The organism is Boseongicola sp., from assembly GCF_057460485.1.
On record NZ_JBVCWP010000003.1, the window covers coordinates 40801 to 59863 of the forward strand.

At 58.2% G+C, this 19063-nt stretch carries 17 protein-coding genes and 2 pseudogenes; 7 read left to right on the forward strand and 12 right to left on the reverse strand.

Features of this window, described 5'->3' with window-relative positions:
* Positions 1-112: 112 nt before the first annotated feature.
* Positions 113-376: pseudogene (locus tag AC221Y_RS01190) on the reverse strand (DUF4329 domain-containing protein); the annotation flags it as partial.
* Positions 377-590: 214 nt separating this feature from the next.
* On the opposite strand from AC221Y_RS01190, the gene deoD reads away from it, so the two are divergent.
* The gene (gene deoD / locus AC221Y_RS01195; RefSeq protein ID WP_299754472.1) at positions 591-1295 is read left to right on the forward strand and encodes a purine-nucleoside phosphorylase; all 705 of its coding nucleotides are present in this window, start codon (positions 591-593) and stop codon (positions 1293-1295) included.
* Between the two features lie 161 nt (positions 1296-1456).
* Here deoD and creD read toward each other — a convergent pair whose 3' ends face one another.
* From creD to AC221Y_RS01250, 11 genes and pseudogenes are all read right to left on the reverse strand, one after another.
* On the reverse strand, positions 1457-2872 hold the full coding sequence (creD, locus tag AC221Y_RS01200; RefSeq protein WP_486706655.1) for a cell envelope integrity protein CreD: 1416 nt from the start codon (positions 2870-2872) through the stop codon (positions 1457-1459).
* A gap of 511 nt (positions 2873-3383) precedes the next feature.
* A complete protein-coding gene (locus AC221Y_RS01205; RefSeq protein WP_299753970.1) occupies positions 3384-4163 on the reverse strand; it encodes a succinate dehydrogenase iron-sulfur subunit in 780 nt (259 codons plus the stop codon).
* 12 nt (positions 4164-4175) lie between these two features.
* Complete coding sequence (locus tag AC221Y_RS01210; RefSeq protein WP_299753969.1) at positions 4176-4493, reverse strand: hypothetical protein; 318 nt, start codon at positions 4491-4493, stop codon at positions 4176-4178.
* Positions 4493-4777 carry a hypothetical protein gene (locus AC221Y_RS01215; RefSeq protein WP_299753968.1) on the reverse strand — a complete coding sequence of 95 codons (285 nt, stop codon included), beginning with the start codon at positions 4775-4777 and terminating at the stop codon, positions 4493-4495. Before AC221Y_RS01215 ends, AC221Y_RS01210 begins: the two co-directional genes overlap by 1 nt.
* On the reverse strand, positions 4774-6576 hold the full coding sequence (sdhA, locus tag AC221Y_RS01220; RefSeq protein WP_299753967.1) for a succinate dehydrogenase flavoprotein subunit: 1803 nt from the start codon (positions 6574-6576) through the stop codon (positions 4774-4776). The genes AC221Y_RS01215 and sdhA overlap by 4 nt, the downstream gene beginning before the upstream one ends.
* A gap of 9 nt (positions 6577-6585) precedes the next feature.
* Positions 6586-6957: a succinate dehydrogenase, hydrophobic membrane anchor protein gene (sdhD, locus tag AC221Y_RS01225; RefSeq protein ID WP_299753966.1), complete on the reverse strand. Its 372-nt coding sequence runs from the start codon at positions 6955-6957 to the stop codon at positions 6586-6588.
* 14 nt (positions 6958-6971) lie between these two features.
* The gene (gene sdhC, locus AC221Y_RS01230) at positions 6972-7355 is read right to left on the reverse strand and encodes a succinate dehydrogenase, cytochrome b556 subunit (RefSeq protein WP_299753965.1); all 384 of its coding nucleotides are present in this window, start codon (positions 7353-7355) and stop codon (positions 6972-6974) included.
* A gap of 243 nt (positions 7356-7598) precedes the next feature.
* Entirely contained in the window at positions 7599-8630 is a 1032-nt protein-coding gene (locus tag AC221Y_RS01235; protein ID WP_299753964.1) for a MaoC family dehydratase, read from the reverse strand.
* Between the two features lie 4 nt (positions 8631-8634).
* The gene (locus AC221Y_RS01240; RefSeq protein WP_299753963.1) at positions 8635-9195 is read right to left on the reverse strand and encodes an NnrU family protein; all 561 of its coding nucleotides are present in this window, start codon (positions 9193-9195) and stop codon (positions 8635-8637) included.
* Positions 9192-10052 (reverse strand): HpcH/HpaI aldolase/citrate lyase family protein, encoded by an 861-nt coding sequence (locus AC221Y_RS01245; RefSeq protein WP_486706656.1) that lies wholly within the window; start codon positions 10050-10052, stop codon positions 9192-9194. Before AC221Y_RS01245 ends, AC221Y_RS01240 begins: the two co-directional genes overlap by 4 nt.
* A 237-nt stretch (positions 10053-10289) precedes the next feature.
* Positions 10290-11041 (reverse strand): annotated as a pseudogene (locus AC221Y_RS01250) (sulfite exporter TauE/SafE family protein).
* A 155-nt stretch (positions 11042-11196) separates the two neighbouring features.
* On the opposite strand from AC221Y_RS01250, the gene mdh reads away from it, so the two are divergent.
* The 6 genes from mdh to AC221Y_RS01280 all read left to right on the forward strand — a co-directional run bounded on the left by mdh (position 11197) and on the right by AC221Y_RS01280 (position 19061).
* A complete protein-coding gene (gene mdh, locus AC221Y_RS01255) occupies positions 11197-12159 on the forward strand; it encodes a malate dehydrogenase (protein WP_299753202.1) in 963 nt (320 codons plus the stop codon).
* Positions 12160-12699: 540 nt separating this feature from the next.
* The gene (sucC, locus tag AC221Y_RS01260) at positions 12700-13893 is read left to right on the forward strand and encodes an ADP-forming succinate--CoA ligase subunit beta (RefSeq protein ID WP_299753204.1); all 1194 of its coding nucleotides are present in this window, start codon (positions 12700-12702) and stop codon (positions 13891-13893) included.
* Between the two features lie 4 nt (positions 13894-13897).
* Positions 13898-14419 (forward strand): succinyl-CoA synthetase subunit beta, encoded by a 522-nt coding sequence (locus tag AC221Y_RS01265; RefSeq protein WP_486706657.1) that lies wholly within the window; start codon positions 13898-13900, stop codon positions 14417-14419.
* Between the two features lie 10 nt (positions 14420-14429).
* Entirely contained in the window at positions 14430-15311 is an 882-nt protein-coding gene (gene sucD / locus AC221Y_RS01270) for a succinate--CoA ligase subunit alpha (protein ID WP_299753208.1), read from the forward strand.
* A gap of 38 nt (positions 15312-15349) precedes the next feature.
* The gene (locus tag AC221Y_RS01275) at positions 15350-16093 is read left to right on the forward strand and encodes an alpha/beta hydrolase family protein (RefSeq protein ID WP_299753210.1); all 744 of its coding nucleotides are present in this window, start codon (positions 15350-15352) and stop codon (positions 16091-16093) included.
* A 4-nt stretch (positions 16094-16097) separates the two neighbouring features.
* On the forward strand, positions 16098-19061 hold the full coding sequence (locus AC221Y_RS01280) for a 2-oxoglutarate dehydrogenase E1 component (RefSeq protein WP_486706658.1): 2964 nt from the start codon (positions 16098-16100) through the stop codon (positions 19059-19061).
* The last annotated feature ends 2 nt before the right edge of the window (positions 19062-19063 follow it).

The following is a 19063-nucleotide window of genomic DNA, read 5'->3' on the forward strand; positions in this document are numbered from 1 at the left end:
TAAAGGTTAACGGTTGATCTTCTGAACAGGCTCGTCGCGGCTGTTGCTTTGTCGGATATTGCCTTCGGGGGGGCGGTTGAAATCTCGGATCGAGCGGCAGGCAACAAATGCCTCAAATCTGGGTCGCAATCATGTCTTCGGTGTCGATATACCACAACCGCCCGCCCGCCGTGCTGACACAGCCATCAATCCCCTGATCTTCGTGCGTCTCCATATCTTCCCGGCTCGGAACCTCCGACCACGCGTTTGCGTCATATTCCGGGTGCGAGTGGTAGGGTGCGTCGATTTCAATGCCTTCTGGCGTGTCGATCTCGCACCAGTCGGGACCGCCTTTTGCGGCCGGGGTCGCAACCAAACTGCCGCCTCCGTCAAACCCGAGGTCGCCGCACTATTCGACATTGTCGCGAAATGACTGGGCCTGGAGGTTGCCCAAGACGGATCGGGCAAGATCGGCCTCTGGGTCAGCGCATGCAGAACTGGTGCCGAGTATAAACACAAGGCTTACGACAAAGCAGCGGACCATTGGCAACCTTCCGTTTCCGAAGTAGCACTTTAAAAGCCATGATATCATTCACGAGAGGGGTCCTGACATGACGATTCACATTGGTGCCAAAGAAGGCGATATTGCTGAAACCGTGTTGCTGCCTGGAGACCCGTATCGTGCGAAATGGGCCGCCGACGCATTTCTGGACAACGCACGGCTGGTCAACGAAGTCCGTGGCATGCTTGGGTTCACGGGCACGTGGCGCGGTAATCCGGTGACCATTCACGGTTCCGGAATGGGAATGCCAAGTCTGTCAATTTACGCGACCGAATTGATCAGGGATTACGGCGTGCAAACGCTGATCCGGATCGGGTCGTGCGGCGGAATGCAGGACGGGGTTAAGGTACGCGATGTTATATTGGCGATGACAGCATCGTCGCTTTCAACACCGTCGCGGGGTATCTTCAAAGAGTTTCAGTTCGCGCCTTGTGCCGACTACGGCCTTCTGCGCGCAGCCGCTGATGCTGCCAAAACCAAAGGCGTTTCCACGCATGTCGGAGGGATTTATTCGTCGGATACTTTCTATGACGAGCGGCCAGATCTGAATGAGCAAATGATGCGGCACGGCATTCTTGGCGTCGAAATGGAGGCCGCTGAACTTTACACTCTGGCGGCACGCTATGGACGCCGGGCCTTGGCTGTCCTGACCGTGTCGGACCACCTGATTACCGGGGAAGCCTTGCCAAGCGACCAGCGTGAGAAAAGCTTTGGGGACATGGTTGAAATTGCTTTGGAAGCTGCCTTTGCGTGATATCGAGCCCCTGGGCTATGCCTGACGAGTTTGTCTATGAGATATCGCAGGCCGGCTTAGTGAAAAGCATTTTTAATCAGTGGCTTGAAATATTCTATATCCACAGAAACTCGTCACCCGAGATATGACCGGGCAACGAGTTTTAGATTTCACAAAGACGATTAAGAGGCGGAGGGCGCGTCTTTTTCCGCCTTTTTGAGGAACCATTTACGGGGTTCACGGTCGGGGCCGTGCCAGTCTTCATCGCGGGTCAGCCACATCGTTCCGGCAAGAGCGAGAAAGGCCAATGTGGAACCTGCAAGGAGGGCATAATCTGCGCTTTGCAGGATCAGATAGAGGACGGCGTAAACGATGATTAACATCGCGGCGAGCGTTGTGGTGCGTTTGGCGAGTTTAAGCGCTGTGGCTCCAAATAGGGTTAGCAGACCGATCGTGGCTGATGCCGCGAGAAGGTAGGCGGCTGCGAAGCCGATTTGCTCGGCGAAAGATGCCATGAGCAGGACGAAAACGGACTGCGCCAGGCCAATCATCAAGTACTGAACGGGATGCGCGGGCTTCGCGCCGACACGGTCGAGAAGCAAGACCGTGAGGAAGGTTAAGCCGATGAAAAGGATGCCATAACGGGCGGAGCGGTAGGCCTTTTGGTAGAAGTCGTTCGGGGTGATAAACCGCACGCCCATTGATGCGATGGACCGCGCAGTCGGGTCGAGCGGTTCGCGGCTTAGCTGCGGAAGGGGGCGGGCCAGATGCGGGACGCTCCACGTGGCTGTGAAGCCATCTTCGTTAACGCTTCGCGCGTCAGGGAGGAAACTTCCGAAGAAGCTTGGGTCGGGCCAATCGCTGGTAATCGCGAGGTGGCTGGTGCGGCCTGTGGCAGTGGCAGCGATGTGTTGCGCTCCATTCAGTTTCAGGGTCAGCCGGTAGGGTCCGGACCCGCGCGGATCACCCGGAGTTGCGGTAAGTCCGCCACCAGATTTTCGGTTGACGGCGGCGATGGGTTCTAGCGTCATGGCGGCGCCGTCGGAAGTGAGTTGCGCTTCGCCGCGCAGCGCCCGGTTGGATGTGAGGTAGACGTCAATGCGCGCGTCTTTCCAGTGAAGGGTTTCTTTCCCACCAAGTGCGTCGGTTGCAGATAGAGCGTTAAAATCGAAGGCGATCTCGACCTGTGCGGTGTAGACTGGCACGTCGAAAATGCCGCGGTTTCGCCTTTCCGACGTGGTGTCAACGGTGATGTCGAGGGTGTCTGCGAAGAGGTGAACGGGGGGCCGCGTTTCGGTCACGGTTTCCTCGAAACGCTCGAAAATCGGTTTGCCGTTCTCGTCCTGCAGGGTGAGGCCGGTGGAGCCGTCAACGGCTTCGCGGCGGCGGTCGTAGGTGACGTCTTCAGTGACGGGGATGATCAGAACGGGGCCGCTAATTTGTTGGGCGCCCCCCCATTCGAGACTGATATCTGTGACGGTTTGGCGAGCGTAGGTGGCGCGGTCGTCGATGATCGAGGAGACGAGGTTAAGAGGTATGAACATTAACAGTGCGAGAAGCCCAACGGCGATGAAGCGGAAGCCTGCAGATCGAAACATGGTTTGTCCCTTGTTTTTAGGTGATGGGGACAGTCTTGGCAAAGTCGATTGCAGGTTGTCTGGCGTGGTTCAGGACCGCTTGTGCAGGGAGTGCGGAGGGGAGTGCACGACTTTGCGGCACGTTGTGGGGCGTCGGTGTAAAAGCGCCCCAGTTCGCCAGTACGTCGATGGATTTGTGTGGAAGTACGGTTTTTTTCTATCACGGCCGTGTAAACTCGGCATGGCATCAGTGCAGGCCTGTGGTCCGATAAACAAAGAGTTCAGGCCTGGCGTTGATGCGCAGGCTTAACGATCTGGGTTTTCGCAGGTGGTTGGGGATCGCTCGGCTTTAAGGCGGGCGTTGCAGTAACTGCATGCCCATTCGCCCGCCGCGCGGTCTTCTCGCCAACGGCAGTTTCGGGTCAGCGTGGTGGCCATGCGCTTCCACAAGAGGTAGGCGAGCGTGCCGAAAAGGAGGGTGAGGAGGAGGATGGGCAATTGAAAAGCTCGTTTGCCTCACGCGACTTGGCGTTCAGACGACCCGTTCGACCATCATTTTCTTGATCTCCGCGATGGCTTTGGCCGGGTTCAGACCCTTGGGGCAGGCTTTGGCGCAGTTCATGATTGTGTGGCAGCGATACAGCTTGAACGGGTCTTCCAACTCGTCGAGACGCTCGCCTGTGGCCTCGTCGCGGCTGTCGATGATCCAGCGGTAGGCGTGCAACAAGGCGGCTGGGCCGAGGTAGCGGTCGCCGTTCCACCAGTAGCTTGGGCAGGACGTCGAACAGCAGGCGCACATGACGCATTCATACAGACCATCGAGTTTTTCGCGGTCATCAATCGACTGGCGCCACTCTTTTTGCGGGCGGTTCGTTTTGGTTTCGAGCCACGGCATGATCGAGGCGTGCTGTGCGTAGAAGTGTGTGAGGTCAGGGATCAGGTCCTTGATCACCGGCATGTGCGGCAGCGGGTAGATTTTGATGTCGGCCTTCACTTCGTCCATGCCGTAGATGCAGGCAAGCGTGTTGATGCCGTCGATGTTCATCGCGCAGGACCCGCAGATGCCCTCGCGGCACGAGCGGCGGAAGGTCAGGGTCGGGTCGATCTCGTTCTTGATCTTGATGAGCGCATCCAGAACCATCGGGCCGCAGGTATCCATGTCGACGTGGTAGGTGTCGACGCTTGGGTTTTGACCGTCATCAGGGTTCCAGCGATAGACCTGCACTTTGCGCAAGTTGGTGGCACCTTCGGGCTTGGGCCAGGTCTTGCCTGTGCGGATGGTCGAGTTCTTGGGGAGGGTCAGTTGGACCATTGTGTCTCTCCTTTAAAGACGATCCAGAAGGACGGGTAGTCCTTCGGTCGCTAGGCATTGAATGGTTTCGGGGCGCGAGACGATACGGGTGACGATCTCGGCGGTTGAGGCAGTCGGGCCGGTGACGCTGTCGGCGGCAAGGGCGAAGATTTCCTGTGCCGTTGCATTGTCGATGATGCAATCCGAGGCCGGTTCCAACGGGATACCGGGGAAGCGGTCGGCCAGCACGGGACGCACAGCCTGTTTGGCGGCGTCGCGTGCAAGAAAGTCCTGCTGCGCGGACGAGCAAGCAGCGAGGGCGAGCGTGGCGAAAAGGACGAGGCGTTTCATCAAAGCTCCAGCGGGCGAATGGGGGCTTCGCCAGTTTTACGGCGCACGCAGCTTTCGTAGACTTGCTGCGGGTCTTTGCCGATAAGGAAGTCAGACGAGATGCCAATTTCAATGCTGTTTGTCACGCGGCCATCACTATTGACGCCGATGCCGATCTGACCGGTGGGGCCAGCGGCACTGCGTGCCTGTTCCTCGCATTGCTTGGCCGCCAGTTCCGGGGAAATGGGGCCACAGGCGGCAAGGGTGCCAGCCAGAATGAGCGATATGAGGAGCGTGCGGATCAATATAAGCGCGCCTTAGGGGCGATCTTTTTGAGGTCGATGCCGCCTTCCGCTTCGGTGGTGAGCGGGTCGAGATGCACAGGGCGGTAATCGAGCTCGACCTTGCCGTTCACCCGCGCGAGCGTGTGCTTGCGCCATACTTTGTCGTCGCGATCTGGATAGTCTTCGTGAGCATGAGCGCCACGGCTTTCTTTGCGGGCTTCAGCGCTGACGACGGTGGCCAAAGCGTTCGGCAGGAGGTTCGACAACTCCAGAGTTTCCATCAGGTCGGAGTTCCAGATCAGCGAGCGGTCGGTCACTTTGATGTCGGCTAATTTGCCTGCGACATCGTACATTTTCTCAACACCTTCGGCGAGGGTTTTATCGGTGCGGAAGACGGCGGCGTCGGCTTGCATGGTCTTTTGCATCTCAAGGCGCAGCTCTGCCGTCGGCGTGGCGCCGTCCGCGTGTCGTAGACCATCGAAGCGTTCAAGGGCGGCGTCGACGCTTGCCTGGTTGAGCGTTGGGTTGCTGGTGTCCGGATCGACAACCTGGCCGGCCTTTATGGCAGCGGCACGGCCGAAGACCACCAGGTCGATGAGGCTGTTCGAGCCCAAGCGGTTTGCGCCGTGCACTGATGCGCAGCCGGCTTCGCCAACAGCCATGAGGCCCGGCGTGATGCGGTCGGGATTGTCGGCCGTCGGGTTTAGCACTTCGCCCCAGTAGTTCGTCGGAATGCCGCCCATGTTGTAGTGAACCGTCGGCAGAACCGGGATCGGCTCCTTGTTCAGATCCACCCCGGCAAAGATGCGCGCGCTTTCGGAAATGCCCGGCAGGCGCAGGGCCAGCGTCTCGGGCGGCAGGTGGCTTAGGTTCAGGTGGATGTGATCGCCATCGGCGCCTACGCCGCGACCTTCGCGGATTTCCATTGTCATGCAACGGCTGACCACGTCGCGCGAGGCGAGGTCTTTGTAGGTCGGAGCGTAGCGCTCCATGAAGCGTTCGCCTTCGGAGTTCGTAAGGTAGCCGCCTTCGCCGCGCGCGCCTTCGGTGATGAGGCAGCCTGCGCCGTAGATGCCGGTTGGGTGGAACTGGACGAATTCCATGTCCTGAAGCGGCAGACCTTGACGCGCGACCATGCCGCCGCCGTCACCGGTGCAGGTGTGCGCGGATGTGGCCGAGAAGTAGGCGCGGCCATAGCCGCCCGTGGCAAGCACGGTCATCTTGGCGTTGAAGACGTGGATCGTGCCGTCTTCGAGATTCCAAGCGACGACGCCCTGACAGGTGCCGTCTTCGGCCATGATCAGATCAGTTGCGAAGTATTCGATATAAAATTCTGCATTGTTCTTAAGGCTTTGGCCATAAAGCGTGTGCAGGATGGCGTGACCCGTGCGGTCGGCGGCAGCGCAGGTGCGTTGCACGGGCGGGCCTTCACCGTATTCGGTTGTGTGGCCACCGAAGGGGCGCTGGTAAATCTTGCCTTCTTCGGTGCGCGAGAAGGGCACGCCATAGTGGTCAAGTTCATAGACAGCTTTTGGCGCTTCACGGGCGAGGTATTCCATCGCATCCGTGTCGCCCAGCCAGTCCGAGCCTTTGACGGTGTCGTACATATGCCACTGCCAGCTGTCGGGCCCCATGTTGCCCAAGCTGGCGGCAATGCCACCCTGCGCGGCAACGGTGTGCGAGCGTGTCGGGAATACTTTGGTGATGCAGGCAGTGCGCAGGCCCTGTTCAGCCATACCGAGGGTCGCGCGCAGCCCGGCGCCACCAGCGCCGATCACGATGCAGTCGTAGTCGTGTGTTTCGTATTCGTAAGCAGCCATGTGAATTCCTTAGAGCGCGATTTTAGCGATGGCGAAAACGCCGGTCGCCGCCGCGCCGTAGCTGAGGCAGGTCAGAAGAATGATGGTGATCTCGCGGGCGAGGCCATGCATGTAATCCTCGATCAGCATTTGCACGCCGGTCTTGAAGTGCATGAACGTCGTCACAACCATGAGAGCCGCAATGATCGCAGGGAATGGACGCTGGAAATAGGCCAGAACCGCGTCGTGTGGCTCGCCCGTCATCGGACCAAAAGTGAAGACGAAGAATGGTGTCAGGATCAACAGCGCGACTGAGGATTTGGTCATCGACCAGTGGCGCTTGGTGCCCTCGCGGGCAGACCCCATTCCAACGGCGCGTTTGAGATCGGTCATGTAATCCATGTGCGTGTTCCCCCTCAGACAGCCAAAAGTGTGATGATGGTGAGGATCAGCGACCCAGCGATCACGGCAAGGCCCATCTTTTCCGCGGTTTCGATCTCAAGGCCATACCCTGCATCCCAGATAAGGTGCCGGACCCCGGCAAGCGTGTGATACCAAAGCGCCCAGACGGACAATGTCATCACCAGATCGCCGAACCACGATGTGATAACGCCATCGGCGAGCGCGAAATAGTTCGGCGATGTCGCTGCGGCAAGAAACCACCAGACAATCAAAAGCGCGGCGACAAGCAAGGCGTTGCCGGTGATCCGTGTAAAGATCGAGGTTATGGACGTCATTTGCGGACGGTAGATCGTCAAGTGCGGAGACAGGGGACGTTTCCCCCGGTTCACATCAGCCATTTTCGGCTCCCACGTTTCATATTTTGCCGATGGTTATCAGATTAATCGCCAATGTCACGTGTGCCAAAGCCGCAGCGCGGCAATTTGCGCAGAAATCCTGCAAGTTTCTCAAATTAGTGATCACAGAAAAATCTGGTGTGATCACATATTTCACCCTTTGCTAAATTCCTCCGCCGGAGGCACTGCGACGGGGCGCGCGCCGAGCACAAATGTCGTTTTGTCCTGTTGGGGCGGCGGCTTGGATCAGATCGCGATAAGCGCCCAGATATCCAAGTCAAGAAGAACGCCGGGCGCGTATTTGCCATCGGCGCCCTTCAAAATGAAGGGCGCTGTTTCAGCGCGGTGGGCCACAAGCCGCAAACGAATAGCCCCGACGCCGGGGGCTGGGGTTTCGGCTCTGTCGAGCACTTCTGACCATGCCGCGATTGTATCGCCTGCAAAGCAAGGCGCGACGTGACTGCCGCCATTCAGGGCGACAACCATCTGTGCGTTGGCAAGGCCATTGAAGCTAAGCGCGCGCGCCATGGAAATCACATGGCCGCCGTAGATCAGCCGTTTACCGTCTTCGCGGTTGGTCGCGTCGAAGTGGACTTTGGCGGTGTTTTGCCAAAGCCGCGTGGCCAGCATGTGTTCGGCTTCTTCGATGGTCACGCGGTCGACATGGTCGATTTTCTCACCGATTGCGTAGTCGCCCCAGCGGTGCGGTTCGCCGGCCAGCGCAAAGTCATAGGCTGTGAAATCAAGGCCCTTGGGCAGAACCAACGTGTCGGGCGCAACCGTCGCCGCAAGTTCAGGAAGCACCGTTTCGGGCGCATCCGCGTCCCCATCGCGCTTTTTGACCATCACCCAGCGCACATAGCTCATGACCGCTTCGTCACGTTGGTTGAAGCCGGTCGTGCGGACCCAGACGACACCTGTTTTGCCGTTGGAGTTTTGTTTCAGGCCGATCACTTCGGACTGCGATCGGATCGTGTCGCCCGGCCAGACCGGCGCCAGCCAGCGCCCTTCGGCGTAGCCAAGATTGGCCACGGCGTTCAGGGAAATATCAGGAACGGTTTTTCCAAACACCACATGGAAGACCACCATATCGTCGAACGGACTGAACGGCAGGCCGCAGCTTTGTGCGAATTGATCCGAGGAATAAAGCGCGTGTCGGGCGGGATACAGCATGTGGTACAGGGCGCGCTCACCCATCGTGATCGTTCTTGGAACGGCGTGGGCGATGGTCTCGCCGACGCGGTAGTCCTCGAAGAAGCGCCCGAGGTTTGTTTTCATGGGATTAGCCGCCGAATGGGAAATAGCCGAGCCAAGTGTGAATGCCTGCGATAATGCCGTAAATCACCAGCGAGATGACCAAGAGCTTCACATCTCCGGCGGCTGATCCGCCCTCGTAAGGGGTATAATCCGGGACGGCGCGGTTGATGATTACCATTTGCGCCAGCGCCCAGATTGCGAGGCCACCGAATAGCACGATCGAGGCCGTGTCGCCATTGACCAGAAGGTGCGAGGCGGCCCAGACCACAACGCCGGTCAGCATGGGGTGGCGCATCTTTTTGCGCAGGCGGCTTTTGGAGGAGCCGAGACCCAATAGCGCGACGGCGGCCAGCATCAGGAGGTTGTTGATCCCGGTTGTGGCGGCAGAGCGGCCCCAGAGAAAGTTCATCTCGGCGCCGCGATAACCGATGACCATCAACACGATCGAGACGACGAGAAGGATGGCGATGATGCCTTTCGAGGCGTCTCCCATTTTTTCCTGCAGTGCGCCGCGCTGTGCGGGAGCGAAGCGTTTGAAGAAGTGGGCGGCAGTCCAGATGAAAAGGCCGGTAATAAGAAGGGTCATGTTTTTAGGGTCCGTGCGGCGATGGCGTCGGCACGGGCAAGAGCCGTGCGCGCGGTTTCGATATGCAGGTTTTCGACGATTTTGCCGTCCACCACGGCGACACCTTCGCCTTGTACGCGGGCGGCGTCAAACGCTTCGATCTGACGGCGGGCGAGGTCGATCTGTTGAGGCGTCGGGGCGAAGACGCGGTTTGCGATGGCCAGTTGTGCCGGGTGGATAAGCGTTTTGCCGTCCATGCCTAGCGCGCGGCCGTGTTCGCATTCGGCTTCCAGGCCTGCATCGTCTTTGAAAGCGTTGTAGACGCCATCGACGCATACGATCCCGGCGGCGCGCGCGGCCATCAGGCAGATTTGAAGGGCCGTCATCAACGGCAATCGGTCGCTGCCCGTGGCGCACCCAATGTCTTTGGCGAGGTCGTTGGTGCCGAGGATGAAGCCTTTGACGGTGACATAGTCCGCGATGGAAAGCGCGTTCAGGACGCCACGTGGGGTTTCAAGCATGCACCAGATGGCAAGCCCGCCGGTGATCGCGGCGAGGGCTTCGGTGTCGTCGGGGCCGTCGACTTTGGGCAAAAGGACGGCGTCGCATTCCATATTCGCGACGGCGCGGGCGTCGTCCCTGCCCCATTCCGTGTCCAGCGCGTTGATGCGGACGATGCGCTGGCGGTGGCCGTAGCCGCCGTTTTTCAACTCGCGGGCCAGTATTTCACGGGCGGAGGTTTTTTCTTCGGGTGTTACGGCGTCTTCGAGATCGAAGATGATTGCATCGCAATTCAAGCCACGTGCTTTGTCGAGGGCGCGCTCTTTTGAGGCGGGAATGTAAAGTACTGACCGGTAAAGTGCCGCCGCTGCGCTCATGATTCGACCCTGCAAGCAATAAAGTTGCGCGGAAACTGCAGTTTTGCGCAGCATTCCGCAAGCGCTTTCGCCGCATTGCAGCGACAAGAGCGGCTGCGTGGTTGAGGTGTTCGCGTCGGTTGAGACCGGGACAGGGACGATCGCTGTTGCGTTGCCTAACGGGACGACCTGCCGTGTCGCTTCGGGCGAGGCTCTTGCGGTCCTGGCCAAAACGCCCGGCCCCGGCGGCCCGACAAGTCAGGTCAGCGCGTCGAAGATCAGCTTTGCGCCGGTGGCGGTCAAAAGGACATAGGTCACGATGAAGAACAGGCGCTCCGGGATTACACTGTGCGCCCACACGCCCAGCCAGGCTCCAAACAGTGCGGCGGGGGCAAGATAAAGCCCGGCGATCAATGTTTGCGACGTAAAAATACCTAATATTGCGTAAGGAATGGCCTTGAAGATGTTCACGGCCCAGAAGGTGATCACTGTGGTCGCCTGATAGGTGGTTTTCGTCATGCCGCGCGCCAGAAGATAGACAGCAACAGGCGGGCCGCCTGCATGGCTGACAAAGCTTGTGAAGCCACCAACGGCGCCTGCAAAAATCCCCGCGCCGGGGGGGAAGGAACGGTCGGGTATACGGATCCAGTTTTGCGCACGGGCCAGTTGGAACGCGACGAACGCCAGCGAGATCACCCCAAGAAAGACGCGCAATACGTCTGCGTCTGCAGCGCTCCAGAACAATGCGCCGATGGCAACACCCGGGGCGGCTCCTAAGATCAGAAGTCGCGCATCCGGCCAGCTCCACCGCTTCCAATAGGGTTTAAGTGTCGCAGCATCGATCAGCATCAAAAGCGGCAACATAAGGCCGACGGCCAGTGCCGGATCAACGATAAGCGCCAACAGGGGGCCGCGACGAATGCCGCACCCGAGCCGAAGCCTCCTTTTGAAATTCCAGCGAAAATCACCGCCGGAATCGCAACCAGGAAGAAGGTAAGGTCAAGCGTCATGAAAGGCTTTCGTGCAGACGGGATGCGCGGCTCATAGCGCGCTGGGTGGGGCATGGGAAGGATCACATCTGCCCGCTTCGGCCTTGCACCTTGGCGCGACTGTGGCTACCCCGACTGAATAGCAATCAATTCCTGCGGATCGGAGACTCATCCTCATGTCCAGACCAAAGATCGCGCTTATCGGCGCAGGCCAGATCGGTGGCACACTTGCTCACCTTGCTGCCATGAAAGAACTTGGCGACGTCGTCTTGTTCGATATTGCTGACGGTACGCCGCAGGGCAAAGCCCTTGATATCTCGGAAGCCGGTCCATCAGAGGGCTTTGACGCCACTTTGAAGGGCACCACGGATTACGCTGACATTGCGGGTGCAGACGTTTGCATCGTTACGGCCGGTGTTGCGCGCAAGCCCGGCATGAGCCGCGATGACCTTCTTGGTATTAACCTTAAAGTGATGAAATCGGTTGGCGAAGGCATCAAGGCGAATGCGCCGGATGCGTTTGTGATCTGTATCACCAACCCGCTTGATGCGATGGTTTGGGCGCTGCGCGAATATTCCGGCCTGCCGCACAATAAAGTTTGTGGCATGGCAGGTGTGCTTGATTCTGCGCGCTTCCGTCACTTCCTTAGTCTTGAGTTCGACGTGTCGATGAAGGACGTCACCGCGTTTGTTCTTGGCGGTCACGGTGACACGATGGTGCCATCGGTGCGGTATTCGGCCGTTGGCGGCATTCCTTTGCCTGATCTGGTGAAGATGGGCTGGACCACGCAAGAGAAGCTGGACGCGATTGTTCAGCGGACCCGTGATGGCGGTGCTGAGATCGTGGGCCTTCTGGGCAATGGCTCGGCTTATTACGCGCCTGCGACAAGCGCCATTGAAATGGCGGAAGCCTTTTTAAAGGACCAGAAGCGTCTGTTGCCCTGTGCGGCTTATGTGGACGGTGCGCTTGGTCTTAAGGGCATGTATGTCGGTGTGCCGACAGTCATCGGTAAGGGTGGCGTCGAGCGTGTGGTCGACATTCAGCTGTCAAGCGAAGAGCAAGCGATGTTCGACAAGTCGGTGGAGGCCGTTAAGGGTCTGGTCGATGCCTGCAAGGCGATTGACGACGGGTTGAGCTGAGGCGCGCGCCCAAACTATTCAAGGAAGCCGCGCGGTCCTAGGGGGCGGCGCGGCTTTTTGGTTTAAAAAGCGCGTTCGCCGGGAAGACTTCGGCCACCTGATAGACATCGACCGAAAAAAACCTGTTCGGCAGGCATTGGCCAGAGGTCAGTGGTGGGTGTTCAAATAGGATGTAGTCGGGCCATCGATCCGGGTTGGTGGTTACCCGCGGGCGCGGTCCTTCCTCGATGGTGTTTTAGGATGGTTGCGACTTTTGGGGGACCAAATATCAGGCTATCCGCTTTGAGGATTTGCCCGGCGAATTGGAAGAATAGTACGAAGAATTCACCCTTCAGACCCCTGCGAACGTGATTGTGGTCTTGTGAGTCGCGGCAATTCGGCGATTTTTCGTAATTTTGTGATCACACGCAAAAACGTGTGATCACAAAAAGCAGGAATGACGCAATAATTGCCCCCAATTGCCCCGAATTGCCCGTTTCCCGTTTCTTTTGCTAATTTTTCTGTGTCATGCAGGGGAAAAGGGAACGAAGGAGGCCTCCGGTGAACATCCACGAATATCAGGCGAAAGCACTTTTGCAGAGCTACGGCGCTCCGGTTTCGGACGGTCGACCCGTCATGCGATCGGAAGATGCAAAGACTGCCGCTGGCGAATTGGACGGCCCGCTTTGGGTTGTGAAGGCGCAGATCCACGCAGGTGGACGCGGCAAAGGCAGCTTTAAAGAGGCCGACGCTGGCGACATGGGCGGTGTGCGTCTTGCGCGGTCCGTTGAGGAAGCCGCATCGGAAGCCAAGCGGATGCTGGGACGTACGTTGGTCACTAAGCAAACCGGTCCTGCGGGCAAGCAGGTGAACCGCATTTATATCGAAGACGGGGCCGGCATTGAGACCGAGATGTATCTTGCGTTGCTGGTTGATCGTCAGACAAGCCGGGTCAGCTTTGTGGCATCGACCGAAGGCGGCATGGACATCGAAGAGGTGGCCCACAACACACCCGACAAAATTCTGTCGTTCAGCGTTGATCCCGCGACCGGGTATCAGGCGTTCCACGGCCGCCGCATCGCGTTCGAGCTTGGCCTTAAAGGGCCACAGATCAAACAATGCGTCATTTTGATGGGCCAGCTTTATAAAATGTTCGTCGAAAAAGACATGGAGATGCTTGAGATCAACCCGCTGATCGTGACCGACAAGGGCGATCTGAAATGCCTTGATGCGAAAATGGGTTTTGATAGCAACGCGATTTACCGTCATCCCGATATCGCCGCTTTGCGCGACGAGACCGAGGAAGATCCTAAAGAATTGGCCGCCTCGAAGTTCGATCTGAACTACATCGCTTTGGATGGCGAGATCGGCTGCATGGTGAACGGAGCAGGCCTTGCCATGGCGACGATGGACATCATCAAGCTTTATGGCGCCGAGCCGGCGAACTTCCTTGATGTCGGAGGCAGCGCCACGAAAGAGAAGGTCACCGAGGCGTTCAAGATCATTACCTCGGACCCGCAGGTGAAGGGCATCCTTGTGAACATTTTCGGCGGGATCATGCGCTGCGATGTGATCGCGGAAGGCGTTGTATCGGCGGTGAAAGAGGTTGGCCTTGAGGTGCCATTGGTCGTGCGCCTTGAAGGCACGAACGTCGAGAAGGGCAAAGAGATCATCCGCAATTCCGGGCTGAACGTCATCGCGGCGGACAATCTGAAAGACGGGGCCGAGAAGATTGTGAAGGCGGTTAAGGGGTAATCCTTTGACCGCTTCGGCACATATGACGCGCGGGACGACTGTGGCGACACTGGCCTTTATGGCCGGTGCTGCGGCGGCGGATGACACCACGGCGGAGCGCGCCATGGGCGCGTTTTCCGACAACTGCTTTTCTCCGTTTATGACGGCTGCGCGGGTGTCGGAGCGGTTTGCATCGAACGACGTGCGGGTTGATTTCTATGATCTCGACCCGTTTTCCAAGGCTGACGTGTCCAAAGCGACAGGGCGGGTTACCCCCGGAACCGATCGTCGGTGCGAGGTTGCTTTTGACGGAGATCATGCTGGTGTGGCCGCAGATGTGGCTGTAGCGGCACTGACCCGTGAAGGCATCCTGACCGATGCCGCTCTTCAAAGTACACATCGCGGTGCCCGCACGTCGGGCACCGCATTGCTGGCTGCACGCCAGCTAAATCCAAGACGTATTGCCGTGGTTCATGTGGGCACACGCCCCGGACCAAACGGTATCGAAACTTTTATGAATGTAGAACGGCTTCGGCCGCAAAAATAGGGAACTGCACATGGCTGTCCTCGTCAACGAAAACACCAAGGTCATCTGTCAGGGCTTCACCGGCTCGCAGGGTACATTTCACTCCGAGCAGGCGATTGCTTACGGCACCAAAATGGTCGGAGGCGTCACACCGGGCAAAGGTGGTCAGACGCACCTCGATCTGCCGGTGTACAACTCGTGCCACGAAGCGGTGGCGATGACGGGGGCGAACGCGTCGGTGATCTATGTGCCGCCACCGTTTGCAGCAGATTCGATTCTGGAAGCGATTGATGCGGAAATTCCGCTGATCATTGCGATTACGGAAGGCATCCCGGTTCTAGACATGATGCGGGTGAAACGTGCGCTTGAGACGTCGTCCTCGACATTGATCGGGCCGAACTGCCCCGGTGTTATCACGCCAGATGCCTGCAAGATCGGCATTATGCCCGGTCACATCCATCGCCGGGGTTCGGTCGGAGTTGTGTCGAGGTCCGGCACTTTGACTTACGAGGCCGTGAAGCAGACGTCTGATGTGGGCCTTGGCCAGTCGACCTGCGTTGGTATTGGTGGTGATCCGATTAAAGGAACCGAGCATATCGACGTGCTGGAGTGGTTCCTCGCTGATGATGAGACGCAATCGATCATCATGATTGGCGAAATCGGCGGCTCGGCAGAAGAAGAGGCCGCGCAGTTCCTGGCCGATGAGAAAAAGAAGGGCCGTTGGAAGCCGACGGCTGGTTTTATTGCCGGTCGCACAGCGCCACCGGGGCGTCGGATGGGCCACGCGGGCGCGATTGTTGCCGGCGGCAAAGGTGGCGCGGACGACAAGATCGAAGCGATGAAGATTGCCGGGATCGTTGTGGCGGAAAGCCCGGCGGGTCTGGGCGAAGCTGTTCTGGAAGCGATTGGGTAAAACTTAGTCAAACGAGGTAGTGTCAAAGAGATCATGTCATGATTGGTTCACTCAAGCTCATTGCAGCGGTACTGGTTGCCTGCACGCTTGGTGCTGGCGCATTTGCTGATGACTTTGGGCCTCTGAAAGGCGCGAAGTGTGGTTCGGGTGGGAAATCAGTCGTCGTGTTTCTGCCGGGCGACGCCTCACGCGGTGGGCCAGCAACCTATCACTGCGCCTTGATGAGACAGAGGGCGCAAGAGGGCGTGACAGCTATTGTTTTGTTGCGCCCAGGGGACGACGACGCGATCCAAACCAGCGCAGGTGCCCCCCACGAGCGCCGTGATCAAGACACCAAAGCGAACAACGATCTTGTGGCAAAGTCATGGAGCGCCGTCAAAGACGCCAATCCGGGCGAGCGTTTGGGGCTGGCGGGCCATACGGACGGCGCGGCGCAACTTGGGGCAATCATCGAGAGATATCCTGGGCTGGTGAACAGTGCCATGCTTCAGTCTTGTCCCTGCGATATTAAAATTTGGCGCGCCAAATACAGCCTCTTTTCAGGTCGCGAGAAACAATCGCCGATCAAATTTGCCGGCACCATCGGGCAAGGCATGCGGGTGATCGCCTTAACCGGCGCGGAGGATGACAATATGTGGCCCGGGCTGGCCGAAGCTTATGTCGCCAACGTAAAATCTGCAGGCACCCCTGCCCGGTTTGTAAAGACCAGCGGCGCAAATCACTGGAACGGCACACTGCAAAGCGCAGTTGTCAAAACGATGATCGCGGAAGCGACGAGGTAGTCAGATGACCGAACAATCCCCAAACGATCTCTTCAAGGCATCGTCCTTTTTGCAAGGGCACAACGCCGAGTACATTGAGCAGCTTTATGCACGCTATGCCGAAGACCCGAATGCGGTCGACGAGGCGTGGGCTGCGTTTTTTGCCGAGCTTGGCGATGACGGTGCGGACGCGCAGGCCGAGGCCGCGGGGCCAAGCTGGGCGCGGGCCGACTGGCCTCCGCAGCCAAACGACGAGCTTACGGCAGCACTTGATGGGCAATGGGGCGATCTGGGGCCAAAAGCGGCGTCGGGCGCTGCGGCGAAGATTGGGGCCAAAGCGGCTGAGACGGGCGTTGCAGTGAGCGAGGACGCGATCAAGCGGGCGGTTCTGGATTCGATCCGTGCGCTGATGATTATTCGCGCCTATCGTATCCGGGGGCATCTGGTGGCGGACCTTGATCCTCTGGGTATGCAGGACAAAACTCCGCATCCCGAGCTTAACCCGACGTCTTATGGCTTTGCGGAAAGCGACATGGATCGCCCTATTTTTATCGATAATGTTCTGGGCCTTCAGATGGCGTCGATGCGCGAGATTATCGCGATCGTAAAGCGGACGTATTGTGGGACTTTTGCGCTTCAGTACATGCATATTTCGAACCCTGAGCAGGCCGGTTGGCTAAAGGAACGGATCGAAGGGTTTGGCAAGGAGATTTCCTTCACGCGGAACGGACGCAAGGCGATCCTGAAAAAGCTGGTCGAGGCCGAGGGCTTTGAGAAGTTCCTTCACGTCAAATACATGGGCACAAAGCGATTTGGTCTGGATGGCGGCGAAAGTCTGATCCCGGCGATGGAACAGATTATCAAGCGCGGTGGTGCTTTGGGCGTGAAAGACATCATTGTCGGCATGCCGCATCGAGGTCGCCTGAGCGTTTTGGCGAACGTGATGGCCAAGCCATACAAGGCGATTTTTAACGAATTTCAGGGGGGGTCTTTCAAGCCCGAGGACGTCGATGGCTCGGGCGATGTGAAGTATCACCTTGGCGCGTCTTCGGACCGTGAATTTGATGGTAACTCCGTGCACCTAAGTCTGACGGCGAACCCGTCGCACCTCGAGGCGGTGAACCCGGTCGTGATTGGAAAGGCCCGCGCCAAGCAGGATCAACGCAATGACGCCGAGCGCACCAGCGTGTTGCCGCTTTTGCTGCACGGTGATGCGGCCTTTGCGGGCCAAGGTGTCGTGGCTGAGTGTTTTGGTCTGTCTGGTTTGAAAGGTCATAAGACCGGCGGTACGATCCATATCATTGTGAACAATCAGATCGGCTTTACGACGGCGCCGCACCTGTCGCGATCAAGCCCCTACCCGACCGATATTGCGCTGATGGTGGAAGCTCCGATTTTCCACGTGAACGGCGATGATCCCGAGGCTGTGGTCCATGCAGCCAAAGTTGCCACCGAGTTCCGCCAGAAGTTCGGCAAGGACGTCGTGCTTGATATTTTCTGCTACCGCCGATTTGGTCACAACGAGGGCGACGAGCCCATGTTCACAAATCCGATCATGTACAAGAAGATCAAAAAGCAAAAGACGACGCTTAGCCTGTATACTGAGCGACTTGTGCGAGATGGTCTGATCCCTGAAGGCGAAATCGAAGATATGAAGGCCAGGTTTCAGGCCTATCTGAGCGAAGAATTTGAGGCCGGTAAAGAGTACAAGCCGAACAAGGCGGACTGGCTAGACGGGCGTTGGTCGCATATGGATCGCCAGGGCGCGAAGTATCAGCGCGGCAAGACTGCGATTCCAAAGGCGACGTTTGAGCAGATCGGCAAGGTTTTGAGCACGGTGCCGGATGGCTTGCCAATCCACAAGACGGTCGAGCGTCTGTTCGAAAACAAAGCCAAGATGTTCGACAGTGGCGAGGGTTTTGACTGGGCCACCGCCGAGGCTTTGGCATTTGGGTCACTGTTGACTGAGGGCTATCCGGTACGGCTTTCCGGTCAGGATTCCACGCGGGGGACGTTCTCGCAGCGTCATTCGGGCATCGTGAACCAGGAGACGGAAGAGCGGTATTTTCCCCTCAACCATATCCGCCAGGGTCAGGCGCACTACGAAGTCATCGACTCGATGTTGTCGGAATACGCAGTGCTTGGGTTCGAATACGGCTACACGCTGGCCGAGCCGAACTCGCTGGTTCTTTGGGAAGCGCAATTTGGCGACTTCGCCAATGGTGCGCAGATCATGTTCGATCAGTTTATCTCGTCGGGCGAACGCAAGTGGCTGCGGATGTCTGGTCTGGTGATGCTCCTGCCGCATGGGTACGAAGGTCAGGGGCCGGAGCATTCGTCCGCGCGTCTGGAGCGGTTCTTGCAGATGTGCGCGGAGGACAACTGGATCGTGGCGAACTGCACGACACCTGCGAATTATTTCCACCTGCTACGACGCCAGATTCACCGCAGCTATCGTAAGCCCCTGGTGATCATGACGCCGAAGTCGCTTTTACGCCACAAGATGGCGATCTCGAAAACCGAAGAGTTCGTCACCGGCTCCAGCTTCCACCGGGTGCTGTGGGATGACGCGCAGCTTGGCAATTCAGACACCGCGCTGAAGGCCGATGAGAAGATCAGACGGGTCGTGATGTGTTCGGGCAAGGTCTACTTTGACTTGCTGGAAGAACGCGACGCGCGGGGCGCTGATGATGTTTATCTGATGCGGGTGGAGCAGTTCTATCCGTTCCCGGCGCAGTCGTTTGTGAACGAACTGAAGCGGTTCCCGAATGCCGATTATGTCTGGTGTCAGGAAGAGCCGAAGAATCAGGGCGGCTGGACCTTTATGGAGCCCAATATCGAGTGGGTTCTCACGCGTATCAAAGCGAAGATCACACGGCCTAAATATGCGGGGCGTGCAGCGGCGGCCTCGCCTGCGACGGGTCTTGCATCGGCGCATAAGTCACAACAACAAGCGCTCGTGAACGACGCGCTGACACTGGAAGGGTAATC

Bases quoted from the DNA above. Each gene is read 5' to 3' on its own strand.
- AC221Y_RS01280 (WP_486706658.1), top strand. From the start codon at position 16,098: ATGACCGAACAATCCCCAAACGATCTCTTCAAGGCATCGTCCTTTTTG.
- sdhA (WP_299753967.1), bottom strand. From the start codon at position 6,576: ATGGCTGCTTACGAATACGAAACACACGACTACGACTGCATCGTGATC.
- creD (WP_486706655.1), bottom strand. From the start codon at position 2,872: ATGTTTCGATCTGCAGGCTTCCGCTTCATCGCCGTTGGGCTTCTCGCA.
- mdh (WP_299753202.1), top strand. From the start codon at position 11,197: ATGTCCAGACCAAAGATCGCGCTTATCGGCGCAGGCCAGATCGGTGGC.
- AC221Y_RS01210 (WP_299753969.1), bottom strand. From the start codon at position 4,493: ATGAAACGCCTCGTCCTTTTCGCCACGCTCGCCCTCGCTGCTTGCTCG.
- AC221Y_RS01205 (WP_299753970.1), bottom strand. From the start codon at position 4,163: ATGGTCCAACTGACCCTCCCCAAGAACTCGACCATCCGCACAGGCAAG.
- AC221Y_RS01275 (WP_299753210.1), top strand. From the start codon at position 15,350: ATGATTGGTTCACTCAAGCTCATTGCAGCGGTACTGGTTGCCTGCACG.
- sucD (WP_299753208.1), top strand. From the start codon at position 14,430: ATGGCTGTCCTCGTCAACGAAAACACCAAGGTCATCTGTCAGGGCTTC.
- deoD (WP_299754472.1), top strand. From the start codon at position 591: ATGACGATTCACATTGGTGCCAAAGAAGGCGATATTGCTGAAACCGTG.
- sdhC (WP_299753965.1), bottom strand. From the start codon at position 7,355: ATGGCTGATGTGAACCGGGGGAAACGTCCCCTGTCTCCGCACTTGACG.
- AC221Y_RS01245 (WP_486706656.1), bottom strand. From the start codon at position 10,052: ATGAGCGCAGCGGCGGCACTTTACCGGTCAGTACTTTACATTCCCGCC.
- AC221Y_RS01235 (WP_299753964.1), bottom strand. From the start codon at position 8,630: ATGAAAACAAACCTCGGGCGCTTCTTCGAGGACTACCGCGTCGGCGAG.
- sdhD (WP_299753966.1), bottom strand. From the start codon at position 6,957: ATGGATTACATGACCGATCTCAAACGCGCCGTTGGAATGGGGTCTGCC.
- AC221Y_RS01240 (WP_299753963.1), bottom strand. From the start codon at position 9,195: ATGACCCTTCTTATTACCGGCCTTTTCATCTGGACTGCCGCCCACTTC.